The sequence below is a fragment of the Novosphingobium aquimarinum genome (assembly GCF_009746585.1).
Lineage (GTDB): Bacteria > Pseudomonadota > Alphaproteobacteria > Sphingomonadales > Sphingomonadaceae > Novosphingobium > Novosphingobium aquimarinum.
This window is the reverse complement of record NZ_WRPO01000011.1, coordinates 68,731-83,947: the sequence shown is the minus strand read 5'-3', so window position 1 is coordinate 83,947 and position 15,217 is coordinate 68,731. Positions and strand designations below refer to the sequence as shown.

General features: G+C 64.0%; 12 protein-coding genes. 8 read left to right on the top strand and 4 right to left on the bottom strand.

The genetic code is table 11. The features are described 5' to 3' along the window. Positions 1-75 precede the first annotated feature (75 nt). Positions 76-210 carry a hypothetical protein gene (locus GQO94_RS21260; protein WP_269748767.1) on the top strand — a complete coding sequence of 45 codons (135 nt, stop codon included), beginning with the start codon at positions 76-78 and terminating at the stop codon, positions 208-210. Between the two features lie 275 nt (positions 211-485). On the opposite strand, the gene GQO94_RS21395 is transcribed toward GQO94_RS21260, so the two are convergent. The 4 genes from GQO94_RS21395 to GQO94_RS12360 all read right to left on the bottom strand — a co-directional run bounded on the left by GQO94_RS21395 (position 486) and on the right by GQO94_RS12360 (position 10,644). Continuing rightward, complete coding sequence (locus GQO94_RS21395; RefSeq protein ID WP_408636625.1) at positions 486-692, bottom strand: DUF6980 family protein; 207 nt, start codon at positions 690-692, stop codon at positions 486-488. A 220-nt stretch (positions 693-912) separates the two neighbouring features. Continuing rightward, positions 913-5,199 carry a DNA-directed RNA polymerase subunit beta' gene (rpoC, locus tag GQO94_RS12370; protein ID WP_156841872.1) on the bottom strand — a complete coding sequence of 1,429 codons (4,287 nt, stop codon included), beginning with the start codon at positions 5,197-5,199 and terminating at the stop codon, positions 913-915. Between the two features lie 137 nt (positions 5,200-5,336). After that, the gene (gene rpoB, locus GQO94_RS12365) at positions 5,337-9,518 is read right to left on the bottom strand and encodes a DNA-directed RNA polymerase subunit beta (protein ID WP_156841871.1); all 4,182 of its coding nucleotides are present in this window, start codon (positions 9,516-9,518) and stop codon (positions 5,337-5,339) included. Between the two features lie 460 nt (positions 9,519-9,978). Continuing rightward, positions 9,979-10,644, bottom strand: coding sequence for a hypothetical protein (locus tag GQO94_RS12360; protein ID WP_156841870.1), 666 nt, complete (start codon positions 10,642-10,644; stop codon positions 9,979-9,981). A 55-nt stretch (positions 10,645-10,699) separates the two neighbouring features. On the opposite strand from GQO94_RS12360, the gene GQO94_RS12355 reads away from it, so the two are divergent. From GQO94_RS12355 to GQO94_RS12325, 7 genes are all read left to right on the top strand, one after another. Then, positions 10,700-11,374, top strand: coding sequence for a hypothetical protein (locus tag GQO94_RS12355; RefSeq protein ID WP_156841869.1), 675 nt, complete (start codon positions 10,700-10,702; stop codon positions 11,372-11,374). 357 nt (positions 11,375-11,731) lie between these two features. After that, positions 11,732-11,893 (top strand): hypothetical protein, encoded by a 162-nt coding sequence (locus tag GQO94_RS12350; RefSeq protein ID WP_156841868.1) that lies wholly within the window; start codon positions 11,732-11,734, stop codon positions 11,891-11,893. Between the two features lie 26 nt (positions 11,894-11,919). Further along, on the top strand, positions 11,920-12,477 hold the full coding sequence (locus GQO94_RS12345) for a DUF2975 domain-containing protein (RefSeq protein WP_156841867.1): 558 nt from the start codon (positions 11,920-11,922) through the stop codon (positions 12,475-12,477). Beyond that, positions 12,477-12,746: a helix-turn-helix domain-containing protein gene (locus tag GQO94_RS12340; RefSeq protein ID WP_232332912.1), complete on the top strand. Its 270-nt coding sequence runs from the start codon at positions 12,477-12,479 to the stop codon at positions 12,744-12,746. Before GQO94_RS12345 ends, GQO94_RS12340 begins: the two co-directional genes overlap by 1 nt. A gap of 391 nt (positions 12,747-13,137) precedes the next feature. After that, on the top strand, positions 13,138-13,653 hold the full coding sequence (gene rplJ, locus GQO94_RS12335; protein WP_156841866.1) for a 50S ribosomal protein L10: 516 nt from the start codon (positions 13,138-13,140) through the stop codon (positions 13,651-13,653). A gap of 66 nt (positions 13,654-13,719) precedes the next feature. Then, positions 13,720-14,100 (top strand): 50S ribosomal protein L7/L12, encoded by a 381-nt coding sequence (gene rplL / locus GQO94_RS12330; protein ID WP_156841865.1) that lies wholly within the window; start codon positions 13,720-13,722, stop codon positions 14,098-14,100. A gap of 138 nt (positions 14,101-14,238) precedes the next feature. Further along, entirely contained in the window at positions 14,239-15,201 is a 963-nt protein-coding gene (locus GQO94_RS12325) for a bifunctional helix-turn-helix transcriptional regulator/GNAT family N-acetyltransferase (protein WP_232332911.1), read from the top strand. Positions 15,202-15,217 lie beyond the last annotated feature (16 nt).

The window sequence follows — 15,217 nt, the reverse complement described above, 5'->3', positions numbered from 1 at the left end:
CGCCTCGAAAAAGCGTTTCGACCCGATCCACAGGCAAGCGCAACCGCAGCGGTTTCGCCCTAGGGGAGAGCAAATATGAAGAAGCTTCTGACCGTCCTGGCCCTTGGTAGCACCATGGTCCTCCTCCAGGCTTGCAACACCGTGCGCGGTGCGGCCAACGACGTGGAATCAGTCGGTGATTGCGTCGACGGCGTGAAGGGCAACTGCTGATCCACTGATAGCCCGTGCGAAAACGGAAGAGCCGCCTGTGTGGGCGGCTCTTTTCGTTGGTGGGTGGTGGTGCTGGGCAGGGGGAAGGCTGGCGGAGCCAACGATAAACCTTATCTGCGCCTCCCCAATTCGTCATCCCGGCCTTGAGCCGGGATCCCGCTATCCTTTAATCGAGACCGCGAAAGCGGGACCCCGGATCAAGTCCGGGGTGACGGCAGGTTTCGCGGGAAGCGCTGCAGATGGCGAATGTCGCGAAGTTTGTGGAATGCAGACCGTTAGTCCAAACCGTTCGGTAGTTTCGCAGCACACCAAGGGCAAAACAAGATCGTTATGACTGAAGCCCCACCGTCATGAATGATCAATCCGTAGCTGTCGGCCTCAACTGAGTAATGGATCAGGCAATCTGGACAATCGAAACGATCCGCGTGCTGACCGCAGTTGTTCGCGACATTCGCCCGCATAATTTCGCAACAGTGCTCCATCGTCAGAAAATCTCATAATGTCGGCATGTCCGCAATGCCGCCGTATCCAGCATGTCGCCTTTCAACGGCGGATCGCATGTTGCGACCGTCCGGTAATCAATCAGCGCTAATCCACTACCACTCGCGTTTGGTCCAACTCCATCGCCACCGCCCGAAACGAAAAAGCCCCGCCGGATCGCTCCGACGGGGCCTTGTCTTTTAGCACTACCGAACCGTCGGCTTATTCGCCTTCGGCGGCGTCCTTGTTGAGGTACTCGCCCGCGTCGGCGTCGGTACCGTGGGTTTCGCCCTCGACGGTCGCCAGCACGTCGTCGCCGAGGTCGTCGGCGGGGTCGCGCTTGAGTTCGGCGGCGTGTTCGGCGGCGGCGCTTTCAGGGGCGATCAGCGATTCCTGCAGCTTCTTGTACTGCGCGCGCAGCGCAGCATCGCGGCTGGAGGCGGCGACGCGCACGCGGTTCATGCCCGCGCCCGTGCCGGCCGGGATCAGACGCCCGACGATCACGTTTTCCTTGAGCCCGATCAGCGAGTCCTTCTTGCCCTCGACCGCCGCCTGCGTGAGCACGCGGGTGGTCTCCTGGAACGAAGCGGCCGAGATGAACGAACGCGTCTGCAACGAAGCCTTGGTGATGCCCAGCAGGATCGGCTTGCCTTCGGCCGGCTTCTGGTTCGCGTTCAGCTTCGCGTTGTACTCGTTCATTTCCTCGTAGTCGACCTGCTCGCCCGCCAGCAGCGTGGTGTCGCCGCCATCGGTGATCTCGACCTTCTGCAGCATCTGGCGAACGATCACCTCGATGTGCTTGTCGTTGATCTTCACGCCCTGCAGACGATAGACTTCCTGAATCTCCGAACCGAGATATTCCGCCAGCGCCTCGACCCCGAGGACTTCGAGAATATCGTGCGGATCGGGCGAGCCGGAAATCAGGTTGTCGCCCTTCTTGACCCAGTCGCCTTCCTGAACGTCGATCACCTTGGACTTGGGGATCAGGTATTCCACCGGATCGCCTTCCTCGGGGATGATCGCGATCTTGCGCTTGGCCTTGTAGTCGCGAACGAACTCGATGCGGCCCGAGACCTTGGCGATGATCGCGTTGTCCTTGGGCTTGCGCGCCTCGAACAGCTCCGCGACGCGCGGCAGACCGCCGGTGATGTCGCGGGTCTTGGCCGCCTCGCGGCTGGCACGTGCGACGATGTCGCCCGCTTCGATCATCTGGCCGTCCTCGACCGAGATGGTCGCACCCGGCGCCAGCATGTAGCGCGCCGCCTCGCCCGAGTCTTCGTCGAGCAGGGTGATGCGCGGACGCAGGTCTTCCTTCTTGGAGCGGCTGCTCGAGCGGTTCTCGATGACGACGCGGCTGGTCATGCCGGTCGCTTCGTCGGCCTGCTCAGTCAGCGTCTTGCCGTCGATCAGGTCCTGGTACTTCACGATGCCGCTCGTCTCGGTGATGATCGGCAGGGTGAACGGATCCCACTCGGCCAGGCGTTCGCCTTCCTTGATCGACGCGCCGCTCTCGTGAAGCAGCACGGTGCCGTAAGGCACGCGGTGCAACGCGCGCTCGCGACCTTCGGTATCGATCACCACGATCTCGCCGTTGCGGGCAAGCGACAGACGACGGCCGCGCTTGTCGACGATCGTCGGGATGTCGCGGTACTCGACCGTGCCGTCCGAGATGGCTTCGAGGTGGCTGGTCTCGTTGACCTGCGCCGCGCCGCCGATGTGGAAGGTCCGCATGGTGAGCTGCGTGCCCGGCTCGCCGATCGACTGCGCCGCGATGACGCCGACGGCTTCACCGATGTTGACCGGCGTACCGCGTGCCAGGTCGCGACCGTAGCACTTGGCGCACACGCCCTGCTCGGCTTCGCAGACCAGCGGCGAGCGGATGCGCGCCGACTGGACGCCTGCGTCCTCGATCACCTTGACTGCCGGCTCGTCGAGCAGGGTGCCGTTGGCGATGATGACCTGGCCTTCCTTGTCGACGATGTCCTCGGCCATGGTGCGGCCCAGGATACGCTCGGCGAGCGAGGCGATCACCGAACCGCCCTGCACGATCGCGCGCATTTCCAGCGCACGCTCGGTCCCGCAATCCTCGACGACGACGACGCAATCCTGCGACACGTCGACCAGACGGCGGGTGAGGTAGCCCGAGTTGGCGGTCTTCAACGCGGTGTCCGCGAGGCCCTTACGAGCGCCGTGGGTCGAGTTGAAGTATTCAAGAACGGTCAGGCCTTCCTTGAAGTTCGAGATGATCGGGGTCTCGATGATCTCGCCCGAAGGCTTGGCCATCAGGCCGCGCATACCCGCGAGCTGCTTCATCTGCGCCGGCGAACCACGCGCACCGGAGTGGCTCATCATGTAGATCGAGTTGATCGGGGCAAGACGCCCGGTTTCCTCGTCCTTCGGCTGAGCCTTGATCTCGTCCATCATGGCGTTCGCGACCTGGTCGCCGCAACGGCTCCAGGCGTCGATCACCTTGTTGTACTTTTCCTGCTGCGTGATCAGGCCGTCCTGGTACTGCTGCTCGTAGTCGGCAACCAGGTCCTTGGTCTCGGCGACCAGCGCCACCTTGCTGTCCGGAATGATCATGTCGTCCTTGCCGAACGAGATGCCGGCCTTGAACGCGTGGCGGAAGCCCAGCGACATGATCGCATCGGCGAACAGCACCGTGTCCTTCTGGCCGGTGTGGCGATAGACCTGATCGATGACGTCCGCGATCTCCTTCTTGGTGAGGAGACGGTTGATGATGTCGAACGGCACCTTGTGGCTCTTCGGCAAGCATTCGCCGATGAGCATGCGGCCCGGCGTCGTCTCGATCCGCTGCAGGTACTGCTTGCCCGCCTCGTCGGTCTGCGGGACGCGGGTGGTGATCTTCGAGTGGAGCGTCACTGCCCCGACTTCGAGCGCCTGGTGCACTTCGGCCATGTCGGCGAGCAGCATGCCTTCGCCGGGCTCGCCGTCGCGGTCCATCGACAGATAGTAGAGGCCCAGCACCATGTCCTGCGACGGCACGATGATCGGCTTCCCGTGCGCGGGCGAGAGGATGTTGTTGGTCGACATCATCAGCACGCGCGCTTCGAGCTGCGCTTCGAGGCTGAGCGGGACGTGGACGGCCATCTGGTCACCGTCGAAGTCGGCGTTGAACGCCGAGCAGACGAGCGGGTGCAGCTGGATCGCCTTGCCCTCGATCAGCACGGGCTCGAACGCCTGGATGCCGAGACGGTGAAGCGTGGGCGCGCGGTTCAGGAGGACCGGGTGCTCGCGGATGACTTCATCCAGAATGTCCCAGACTTCCTTGCGCTCCTTTTCAACCCACTTCTTCGCCTGCTTCAGAGTCATCGAAAGACCCTTGGCGTCGAGGCGGGCGTAGATGAACGGCTTGAACAGCTCGAGCGCCATCTTCTTGGGCAAGCCGCACTGGTGCAGCTTGAGCTCAGGCCCGGTCACGATGACCGAACGGCCTGAATAGTCGACGCGCTTGCCGAGCAGGTTCTGACGGAAGCGGCCCTGCTTGCCCTTGAGCATATCGGACAGCGATTTCAGCGGACGCTTGTTGGCGCCGGTGATGACGCGGCCACGGCGGCCGTTGTCGAACAGCGCGTCGACCGCTTCTTGCAGCATGCGCTTTTCGTTGCGCACAATGATGTCCGGCGCACGCAGCTCGATCAGGCGCTTCAAGCGGTTGTTACGGTTGATCACGCGGCGATAGAGATCGTTGAGATCCGACGTCGCGAAGCGGCCACCGTCGAGCGGCACCAGCGGGCGCAGTTCGGGCGGGATGACCGGCACGACTTCGAGGATCATCCACTCGGGGCGGTTGCCCGAATCGATGAACGATTCCACGACCTTGAGGCGCTTGATGATCTTCTTGGGCTTGAGCTCGGACTTGGTGGTCTCGAGTTCCTGGAGAAGGTCGGCGCGTTCCTGCTCGAGATCGAGATCCATGAGCATGATCTTGACCGCCTCGGCGCCGATGCCGGCGGAGAACGCGTCTTCGCCGTACTCGTCCTGCGCGTCGAGCATCTCGTCTTCGGTCAGAAGCTGGTACTTCTCGAGCGGGGTCAGGCCCGGCTCGATCACGACGTAGCTTTCGAAGTACAGGATGCGCTCGAGCTGCTTCAGCTGCATGTCGAGCAGCAGGCCGATGCGCGACGGCAGCGACTTCAGGAACCAGATGTGCGCGACCGGCGCGGCCAGTTCGATGTGGCCCATGCGCTCGCGACGGACCTTGGTCACGGTCACTTCGACGCCGCACTTCTCGCAGACGACGCCCTTGTACTTCATGCGCTTGTACTTGCCGCAAAGGCACTCGTAGTCCTTCACCGGACCGAAGATGCGCGCGCAGAACAGGCCGTCACGCTCGGGCTTGAACGTGCGGTAGTTGATCGTCTCGGGCTTCTTGATCTCGCCGAACGACCACGAGCGGATGCGCTCGGGGCTCGCGAGGCCGATCTGGATCTGGTCGAAGGTTTCGGGCTTCGCCATCTGGTTGGTGAACTTGGTCAGGTCGTTCATGGTCTTTTTCCTTTGTCCCCCTCCCGCCTGCGGGAGGGGTTAGGGGTGGGTCTTGTCCGGGTGGGCCTCAGCGCTGGCTTAGCACTGGCCCACCCCCGGCCCCTCCCGCATGCGGGAGGGGAGGGATGGCGCTCCCTTTACTCCGCTGCGATGGCCACGCCGTCGCCGTCCTCGTCGTCGCCCGCCTCGGTCAGCGAGGAGAGCTCGACGTTGAGGCCCAGCGATCGCATTTCCTTGACGAGCACGTTGAAGCTCTCGGGAATGCCGGCCTCGAAGGTGTCGTCGCCCTTGACGATCGCTTCGTAGACCTTGGTGCGGCCGACCACGTCGTCGGACTTCACCGTCAGCATTTCCTGCAAGGTATAGGCCGCGCCGTAGGCCTGGAGCGCCCAGACCTCCATTTCGCCGAAGCGCTGGCCGCCGAACTGCGCCTTACCGCCCAGCGGCTGCTGGGTGACGAGGCTGTAAGGGCCGATCGAGCGAGCGTGGATCTTGTCGTCGACCAAGTGGTGCAGCTTGAGCACGTACTTCATGCCCACGGTCACCTTGCGGTCGAACTTGTCGCCGGTACGTCCGTCGAACAGGTCCACCTGACCGCTTTCGTCGAGGCCCGCCGCCCGCAGCATGTCGGTCACGTCGGATTCGACCGCGCCGTCGAACACCGGAGAGGCCATCGGCACGCCCTTGCGGACCGATTCGGCGAACTCGATGATCTGGCCGTCGGTGCGGTCCGCGATCTCGGCGGCGTACTTGTCGCCATAGATTTCGGTCAGGCGCTGCCGGACGGCTTCGGGCGGCTGGCCCGCTTCCGGATCCGGATTGGCTGCGCGCCAGGCGTCGAGTGCTTCACCGATCTGCGCGCCCAGACCGCGTGCGGCCCAGCCCAAGTGCGTTTCGAAGATCTGCCCGACGTTCATGCGCGAAGGCACGCCCAGCGGGTTCATCACGAAGTCGACCGGAGTCCCGTCCTCAAGGAACGGCATATCCTCCAGCGGCAGGATGCGGCTGATGATGCCCTTATGGCCGTGACGGCCGGCCATCTTGTCGCCCGGCTGCAGCTTGCGCTTCACCGCGACGAACACCTTGACCATCTTGAGCACGCCCGGGGCGAGTTCGTCACCGCGCTCGAGCTTCTCCTTGCGGTCCTCGAACTTCTCCTGGATCGCCTTGACGGTCTCGTCGTACTGGGTCTTGACCGCTTCGAGCTGCGACTGAACGTGGTCGTCGGCGACCGCGAACTTCCACCACTCGTGCTTCTCGACTTCGCCGAGCATGTCCTCGGTGATCTCGCCACCCTTCTTGACGCCCTTGGGCGCCGCGGCCGCGACTTGCCCCATCAGCATGTCGCGCAGGCGGTTGTACGTCGCACGGTTGAGAATGGCGCGCTCGTCCTCGCGGTCCTTGGCGAGGCGTTCGATTTCCTCGTTCTGGATCGCGCGGGTACGGTCGTCGATCTCGATGCCGTGACGGTTGAACACGCGAACGTCGACGATCGTGCCCGAAACGCCCGGCGGCAGACGCAGCGAGGTGTCGCGCACGTCCGAAGCCTTTTCACCGAAGATCGCGCGCAGGAGCTTTTCCTCCGGCGTCATCGGCGATTCGCCCTTCGGCGTGATCTTGCCGACGAGGATGTCGCCCGGGTGCACTTCGGCGCCGATGTAGACGATCCCCGCTTCGTCGAGGTTGCGCAGGGCTTCCTCGCCGACGTTCGGGATGTCGCGGGTGATGTCCTCGGGGCCCAGCTTGGTGTCGCGGGCCATGATCTCGAACTCGTCGATGTGGATCGAGGTGAAGACGTCGTCCTTCACGATCCGCTCGGAGATCAGGATGGAGTCCTCGTAGTTGTAGCCGTTCCACGGCATGAACGCGACGAGCACGTTCCGGCCGAGCGCGAGTTCGCCGTACTCGGTCGAAGGACCGTCGGCGATGATGTCGCCTTCCTTCACCATCTCGCCGACCTTCACCAGCGGACGCTGGTTGATGCAGGTCGACTGGTTCGAGCGCTCGAACTTCTGCAGACGATAGATGTCGACGCCCGAACGACCGGCCTCGATGTCGCCCGAGGCGCGGATGACGATACGCGTCGCGTCGACCTGGTCGACGATACCCGCGCGCAGGGCACCGATCGCCGCGCCCGAATCGCGCGCAACCGTCTCTTCCATGCCAGTGCCCACGAACGGAGCGTCCGCCTTCACGAGCGGCACGGCCTGACGCTGCATGTTCGAACCCATGAGCGCGCGGTTCGCGTCGTCGTTCTCCAGGAACGGGATCAGCGAGGCCGCAACCGAGACGAGCTGCTTGGGCGAAACGTCCATCAGCGTGACGTTCTCGCGCGGCGCCAGGACGAATTCGCCCGCTTCACGCGTCGAGACGAGTTCCTCGACGAACGAACCGTCGCCGGTCAGTTCGGCCGAAGCCTGCGCGACCGTGTGCTTCTGCTCTTCCATCGCCGAAAGGTAGATCACGTCGCTCGTGACCTTGCCATCGATGATCTTGCGGTACGGCGTCTCGATGAAGCCGTACTTGTTGACCCGCGCGAATGTCGAGAGCGAGTTGATCAGGCCGATGTTCGGACCTTCCGGCGTCTCGATCGGGCAGATACGACCATAGTGCGTCGGGTGAACGTCGCGGACTTCGAAGCCCGCGCGCTCACGCGTCAGACCACCCGGCCCGAGCGCCGAGACACGGCGCTTGTGCGTCACTTCGGACAGCGGGTTGGTCTGGTCCATGAACTGCGAGAGCTGCGAGGAACCGAAGAACTCGCGCACCGCAGCCACAGCGGGCTTGGCGTTGATGAGGTCGTTCGGCATCACGGTCGACACGTCGACCGAGCTCATGCGCTCCTTCACCGCGCGTTCCATGCGCAGCAGGCCGACGCGGTACTGGTTCTCGAGCAGTTCGCCCACCGAACGCACGCGGCGATTGCCGAGATTGTCGATGTCGTCGATCTCGCCCTTGCCGTCCTTGAGGTTCACCAGCTCCTTGACCACGGCGAGGATGTCCTCGGTGCGCAGCGTGGTGACGGTGTCCTCGGCATCGAGGCCGAGACGCATGTTGAGCTTGACGCGGCCGACGGCCGAAAGGTCGTAGCGGTCGGCGTCGAAGAACAGGCCGTCGAACAGCGATTCGGCGGTTTCCTTCGTCGGCGGCTCACCCGGGCGCATGACCTTGTAGATCGCCTCGAGGCCCATCTCGCGGTTTTCGGCCTTGTCGGCCTTCAGCGTATTGCGGATCCACGGACCGGTGTTGATGTCGTCGATGTCGAGCAGCTCGAGCTGGTCGATACCGGCCTGGTCGAGCGTCTCGAGGTTCTCGGGCGTGACTTCGTCGCCCGCTTCGATCCAGATGCGGCCGGTGCTCTCGTCGATCAGATCCTTGGCGGCGAAGCGGCCGAAGATTTCCTCGGTCGGGATCAGCAGCTCTTCAAGGCCGTCCTTGAGCGACTTGGTCGCCGCGCGCGGGCTGATCTTCTGCCCGGCGGGGAAGATGACTTCGCCCGACTTGGCATCGACGATGTCGAAGGCCGGCTTGGTGCCGCGCCACTGCTCGGGCACGAAGGGCAGGCGCCAGCCGCCGCCCTCGGCGTCGCTGGTACCGCGCTTCCACACGACGGTGTCGTAGAAGTGATCGAGGATCTGCTCGGAATCGAGGCCGAGGCCATACAGCAGCGCGGTGACCGGCAGCTTGCGCTTGCGGTCGATACGCACGTTGACGATGTCCTTGGCGTCGAACTCGAAGTCCAGCCACGAGCCGCGATAGGGAATGACGCGCGCCGCGAACAGGAACTTGCCCGAGGAGTGGGTCTTGCCGCGGTCATGGTCGAACAGCACGCCCGGCGAACGGTGCATCTGCGAAACGATGACGCGCTCGGTGCCGTTGACGATGAAGGTGCCGTTGTCCGTCATCAGCGGCATGTCGCCCATGTAGACGTCCTGCTCCTTGATATCGAGCACGGAGCGGGTCTCGGTCTCGGCGTCGACCTCGAACACGATCAGACGCAGCGTCACCTTCATCGGCGCCGCATAGGTGATGCCGCGCTGGCGGCATTCGGTCGTGTCGTACTTGGGGTCTTCCAGCTCGTAGTGCACGAAGTCGAGCTCGCTGGTGCCGGCGAAGTCGCGAATCGGAAAGACCGAACGCAGCGTCTTCTCGAGCCCGGAGACGTAGCCCGTCGCGGGATCGGAACGCAGGAACTGTTCGTAGCTTTCGCGCTGAACCTCGATGAGGTTCGGCATCTGGACGACTTCGTGAGCGTCGCCGAAGATCTTGCGGATGCGCTTCTTGGCCGTGCGGCCGGTCTCGAGGGGCTGGGTCGCCATAGGGAGTATAGAGCCTCTTCGCTTTGCAATGCGGCGGCTCTCGCAAGATCCGCCGCCAGGGTTCGTCACGCGTGACGATCCATGGAACGACAAAAGGCCGTACGGCGCGCATGCGAATCCCTGGGGGAAACGATGCTGCCAACAGCCTCAAGCGTCAGATGGATGACCCGCCGCTTCCTTCCTGGACATATCCCCGCGCAACGGACACGCCTTGCTCGAAGCGACGAGCAGGACCGCGATATAGGAGCAGGTCCCTGTCCTGTCAAACTGCGGCGGATGAAATGGCGCCGTCTTTGCGCCCGCGGATGAGAGACTCGAAATGTCGGTTGGGCTCCGCGTTGGCGACTGAAGCAGATTACCAAGTGATAACTTGCTCGCGCGATGAACAGTTGATGAATAAACCGACAGAAACGGCGAGCGCAAGACGTGCTGTGCGAGCGACGAATGGAATCGGGAATACTCACCTAGCATAGTGAAATGCTGTTCGTCGTTTTATTTGGCTCGACTTGCCCCAAACTGCGCATGTCAAGCTGTCACCTTTCGATTTTCGGCGCATTGTTGTGTTCATGACACACCAAGTCCCCACCCGCTCGCTTCGTGCCAGTGCGGCTATCGCAGCCGTCCTCGCGCTTGGTCCCACCTCGGCCATGGCCCAGCAGGCGTCGCCCACGATCGCCCTGCCAAGTTCGGTTTCCCCGCCGACCACCACGACGCTGCCTTCAACATCGGCTCTGCCTTCAACGACGACGATTACCCCGCCCAACTCGACTTCGCTCCGCTCCACGACTTCGAGCACGCCGACGATCGTGCTGCCGACAGTGCCCACGCCCTCCGCGAGCATCCCTTCCACGAGCCTGCCCAGCATGTCGTCGCCCGTGACGTCGACGTCTTCACCGGGCCCGACCATCGCTCTACCCGAGGCTCCGGCCCCCACGTCGACGACGACGCGGACGCCGACCACGTCGCTCTCCTCGGGCTCGAACGCCGCGTCCGTCACGCCGCGCGCGGCGGCAGCAGCGCCGTCTGCTTCCATTCCCTCGGCAGCTGGCGTTGCGCCTGAAACGGTCGACAGCACGCTCGCCGGCCCGGTCGATGCGAGCGCTCCCGCGGCATCGCCGGTCGACACGGCGCCGGTCGCTGCCGCGCCTTCGACTGCGCTTGACGATGGCAGCATCGCCACGGTGTCTGACGAGGGCAATGGCATACCCACGGCAGCCATCTTCGGGCTGCTCGGCCTGCTCGGGATCGGCGGGGCCGGGATCCTCGCCATGCGGTCGCGCCGTCGCCGTGCGCCAGTGAAGGGCGACGCGCCGACTACCATTCCGGCACCCACCAGCGATCCCGTTCCGGCCCCCCGCATTTCCGGCGATCGCATGGTTGCCGACCGCGAGGTTGCGGATCGGGAGGTTGCAGGGCCGCAAGCGACACCGCAGCCGACGTTCGCGCCCAAGCCGGTTGTCGAGATCGTAGAGCGCGTGCGCTATCCCGCGACATCGACCACCGTGGCCGAGCCGCGCCCCGTCGCTGCGACCGCCATGGCGGAAAGCCGCGATACGCAGGTCCTCGACCGCGAACCTTCGCCCCGCGCGCATCGTCCGATCGCCCCTCGGGATCTCGAGGGCCCCGTGCCCACCGGCGCTGCGCGTGCGGACCTGCTCAACCGGATGGTTGCCGCAGCGCCCGACGAATCGAATCCCTTCGTTTCGCCCAAGGCCCGTCGCCGTCGCGCACGCGTCATTCTCCAGCATCGCGCGTTCCTGCAACGCCACAGCTCGGATGCGCGCTTCGATTGGCGGACGTATCGCCCGACGACAAAGTCCTCGACGCCTGCCGATACCCCGATGATCCCGGCCTGATCGCGTCGATCCCGCCTGCCGTCCGGCAGGCTTCATGGGCGGCTCCTCGCGGAGCCGCCCATTTCGTATGCGCGACGGGTCCATCACGAGACTGATTCGGTCGTCAGGAAGGGCATTCACGCCGTGACCAGGCCCGCGGACCATCATTTTGCAAAAATTTTTCGGTCGGATGGTCGGCGGGCCGCCGCCCTCGGGAAAACCAGCGATTTGAGTGATTTATGGCCGACCATGCTCGATATTCGATGTGCCGCATGTCGATAAACGACGATCAACATATCGTTTTTCGATATTTATCGATTGACGATATGCCGGATCGAATTTATTGAATGTCGATATCAAGCATATCGGAGAACGACAATGACCAAGACCCAATCCAACCGCCCCCTGGCTTTCGTAATGGCTGTCGCCGCGATGGCGACCTTCTGGATCCCGACGCTGTCGGATCCTGCCGAAGCGGCCCAGGCGAACCCGATCCAGATCACCATCGTGGCCGGCTCGCCCCAGCCGGTGCTGATGTAAGCGCACGGCAAACAGGGAGACCCGACATGACTTCGCTTACCCGTGATCCGCTGCTGGCCATCGCGAAAGGCCTCCTCCTTTTTCTCATGGGAGTGATGGCCTTCGCGGCGGTCGTCTGTCTCGTCGCGGTCCCGGGGATGTGGATTTTCCAAAGTTCGATCACGATCGAAATTGCCGAGAAAGCCAGCAACTACCCGGTGGCGACGCTGCTGGGCGCGATTTCGGGGCTGTTGCTGCTCGTCGTGGCGATGCTGGCGATGATCTTCCGCATCTTTCAGCTGCTGAAGCGCGTGGTCGACACCGTCGGGGAAGGCGATCCCTTCGTCCCGATCAATGCGACGCGGCTCACGCAGATGGCCTGGCTGACGCTCGGGGTGCAGATCGTCACCTTCCCGATGGCGGGCATCGGCCTCTACATTTACAACATCACCGAGGCGATCCGCGACAAGGATCCTGGCGACGCTTTCACCTTCGACGGCGGTATCGACGGCAACGGCCTGCTGCTGATGCTCATCCTCTTCATCCTGGCCCGCGTGTTCCGCAAGGGCGCCGAGATGCGCGCCGAACTCGAAGGCACCGTGTGATGCCCAAGGATCAGACGTCCGAAGAACAGACCCCCGACGAAGGAGGCACGATCATGGTGAAACTCGACGATGTCCTTTACGAGCGCCGCATGACGCTCACCGAACTGGCCGAGCGGATCGGCATCACGATCGCCAACCTTTCGATCCTCAAGACCGGCAAGGCCAAGGCAATCCGCTTCTCGACGCTCGAAGCGATCTGCCGCGAACTCGATTGCCAGCCGGGCGACTTGCTCGCCTACGTTCCGCAGGAAGGTCTCGGCGAGGACTGAGCTCCGCCACCGGAGCGCTCCCCCGGAATAGCGCCGCTTGCAATTTGCAGGCGGCGCACCTGCTTTTGCCGGCGCTACTACGCCTCAAAGCTTGACTTCGCGGGCTCCATACGCCAGTGGCCCGCCCCGACCGGTGGGACTCGTGCCCGCCGTTCATCCGTCCGAGACAGTTGGTGAGGGCTTCCCTCTTAATTTCCAGCCTAGACGGGGAACAGGAATTACTTTCGGCCCGCTCCTCCTCGCGAGGTGGTGCCACTTTCGCAGGGTTTGTCCCTGCGAGCTCCTTCCCCTTCGAACGGACTCGCCCGCCCCGCTTTCGAGCGGAGCGGACAAACGTAGCCGGTCGTTCGGGGGCTCACACCCCCTTGCGGCCATTGTGAAGGAGTAAGGCATGGATCGTTCGCAGAAAGCCGATTCGGTCGCCCAGCTCAATGCGGTCTTCAACGAGGTCGGCGTGGTGGTTGTCACTCGCAATCTCGGCATGACGGTGGCTCAGTCCACCGACTTGCGCAACAAGGTCCGCGAAGCCGGTGCGTCGTACAAGGTTGCTAAGAACCGTCTCGCCAAGCTTGCCATTGCGGATACCGACTATGACGGTATCGGCGAATTCCTGACCGGCCCGACGGCTCTGGCGACTTCGGTCGACCCCGTTGCTGCCGCCAAGGCCGTCGTCGATTTCGCCAAGACCACCGACAAGATCGAGATCGTCGGCGGTGCAATGGGTTCGCAGGTTCTGAACGCCGACGGCGTCAAGGCTCTCGCCTCGATGCCCTCGCTCGACGAACTGCGCGGCAAGCTGGTTGGTCTCATCCAGGCTCCGGCGACCAAGATCGCTCAGCTTTCGACCGCTCCGGCGGCCAAGCTGGCACGCGTCTTCAACGCCTACGCCACCAAGGATGCGGCCTGAGCCGTTTCGAAAGACGATTTCACCCGGCGCAATTTGCCGGGCCCACAAATCCAGGAGTGAAGTACCATGGCCGATATTGCCAAGCTTGTTGAAGAACTGTCGCAGCTGACCGTCCTCGAGGCGGCCGACCTCGCCAAGGCGCTCGAAGAGGCATGGGGCGTTTCCGCCGCTGCCGCTGTTGCCGTTGCTGGCCCCGCCGCCGGTGGCGCCGGTGGCGAAGCCGCCGCTGAAGAGAAGGACGAGTTCGACGTCATCCTTACCGGTGACGGCGGCAAGAAGATCCAGGTCATTAAGGAAGTCCGCGCCATCACCGGTCTGGGCCTCGCCGAAGCCAAGGCTCTCGTCGAAGGCGCCCCGAAGCCGGTCAAGGAAGGCGTGAACAAGGCCGAGGCCGAGGAACTGAAGAAGAAGATCGAAGAAGCCGGCGGCACCGTCGAGCTGAAGTAATCTTCCTTCCCATCCGGTCCGCCGGACGGGATGATACAGGAAAGGGCGGCTCCTCGCGGGGCCGCCCTTTTCGTTTGCGCTTGCGAAGGACCGGCGGTGCGTTCATAACGCGATATATAACGTGTTATGGAGATTCGCGTGCGTGACGTTGTTGCCGACATGGGCGGCGTGTTCCTGGGCTCGCGCCTGAAACGCCTGGGCGAGCGCTTGCAGGTCGATGCCGCGCAGATCATTTCCGATGCCGGGCTCCCGACCCAGCCGACGCACATGCCGCTGCTGGCGGCGCTCGCCGAGGGGGCGATGACGGTCGGTCAATTGGCCGAAGCCGTCGGGTCCAGCCAGCCGGGCGTCACCCGCGGCGTGGGGCAGCTCGCCAAACTGGGCTTCGTCGAATCCCGGGCGGGTAAGGATGCGCGCACGCGGCTGGTGGCGCTCACCTCCGCCGGCGAAGCGGCGATGGCGCGGGTCCGCGCGCGCGTCTGGCCGCCGGTGGGCCAAGCCGTCGAGGACTTGTGCGGGGGAGACGCCGCGCCGCTTCTCGCGCGGCTGGCGGCGCTCGAGACGGCGCTGGCCGAGCGGTCCATGCTCGACCGGGTTCGCGCGATGAAGCCGCGCCTCAGCCTCGTGGAATACAGCGACGATCTGGCCGGCGCGTTTCGCGACATCAACCGCGAATGGATCGAGGCCATGTTCACGATGGAACAAGCCGATCGCGACGTACTGGAAAACCCGCGCCGGGCGATCATCGATCCGGGCGGCTCCATCCTGTTCGTGGCGATCGAGGGCTTGGGGATCGTGGGCACGTGCGCGCTGCGAAACACCGGCGGCAAGGCGTTCGAACTGACCAAGATGGGGGTGCTGGAAGCGGCGCGAGGGCTCAAGGCCGGCGAGTTCCTGCTCGATGCCGCGATCCGGCGCGGTCTCGAACTGGGTGCCGACCCGCTCTACCTGCTCACCAATGCGCGCAATCGGGCCGCGATCCACCTCTACGAGAAGCTGGGTTTCCGCCACGACGAGGAAATCATGCAGCGCTACGGCGCGCGCTACGAGCGATGCAATGTTGCGATGCGCTTTCCCGGCGAGCCGCCCGCTCGTTCGTAAACGCCGTCTCGACTTT

Excerpts from the sequence above, each read along its gene's own strand:
- GQO94_RS12350 (WP_156841868.1), top strand. The coding sequence starts at position 11,732 with ATGACCAAGACCCAATCCAACCGCCCCCTGGCTTTCGTAATGGCTGTC.
- GQO94_RS12340 (WP_232332912.1), top strand. The coding sequence starts at position 12,477 with ATGCCCAAGGATCAGACGTCCGAAGAACAGACCCCCGACGAAGGAGGC.
- GQO94_RS21260 (WP_269748767.1), top strand. The coding sequence starts at position 76 with ATGAAGAAGCTTCTGACCGTCCTGGCCCTTGGTAGCACCATGGTCCTC.
- rpoC (WP_156841872.1), bottom strand. The coding sequence starts at position 5,199 with ATGAACGACCTGACCAAGTTCACCAACCAGATGGCGAAGCCCGAAACC.
- GQO94_RS12345 (WP_156841867.1), top strand. The coding sequence starts at position 11,920 with ATGACTTCGCTTACCCGTGATCCGCTGCTGGCCATCGCGAAAGGCCTC.
- rpoB (WP_156841871.1), bottom strand. The coding sequence starts at position 9,518 with ATGGCGACCCAGCCCCTCGAGACCGGCCGCACGGCCAAGAAGCGCATC.
- GQO94_RS21395 (WP_408636625.1), bottom strand. The coding sequence starts at position 692 with ATGGAGCACTGTTGCGAAATTATGCGGGCGAATGTCGCGAACAACTGC.
- rplL (WP_156841865.1), top strand. The coding sequence starts at position 13,720 with ATGGCCGATATTGCCAAGCTTGTTGAAGAACTGTCGCAGCTGACCGTC.
- rplJ (WP_156841866.1), top strand. The coding sequence starts at position 13,138 with ATGGATCGTTCGCAGAAAGCCGATTCGGTCGCCCAGCTCAATGCGGTC.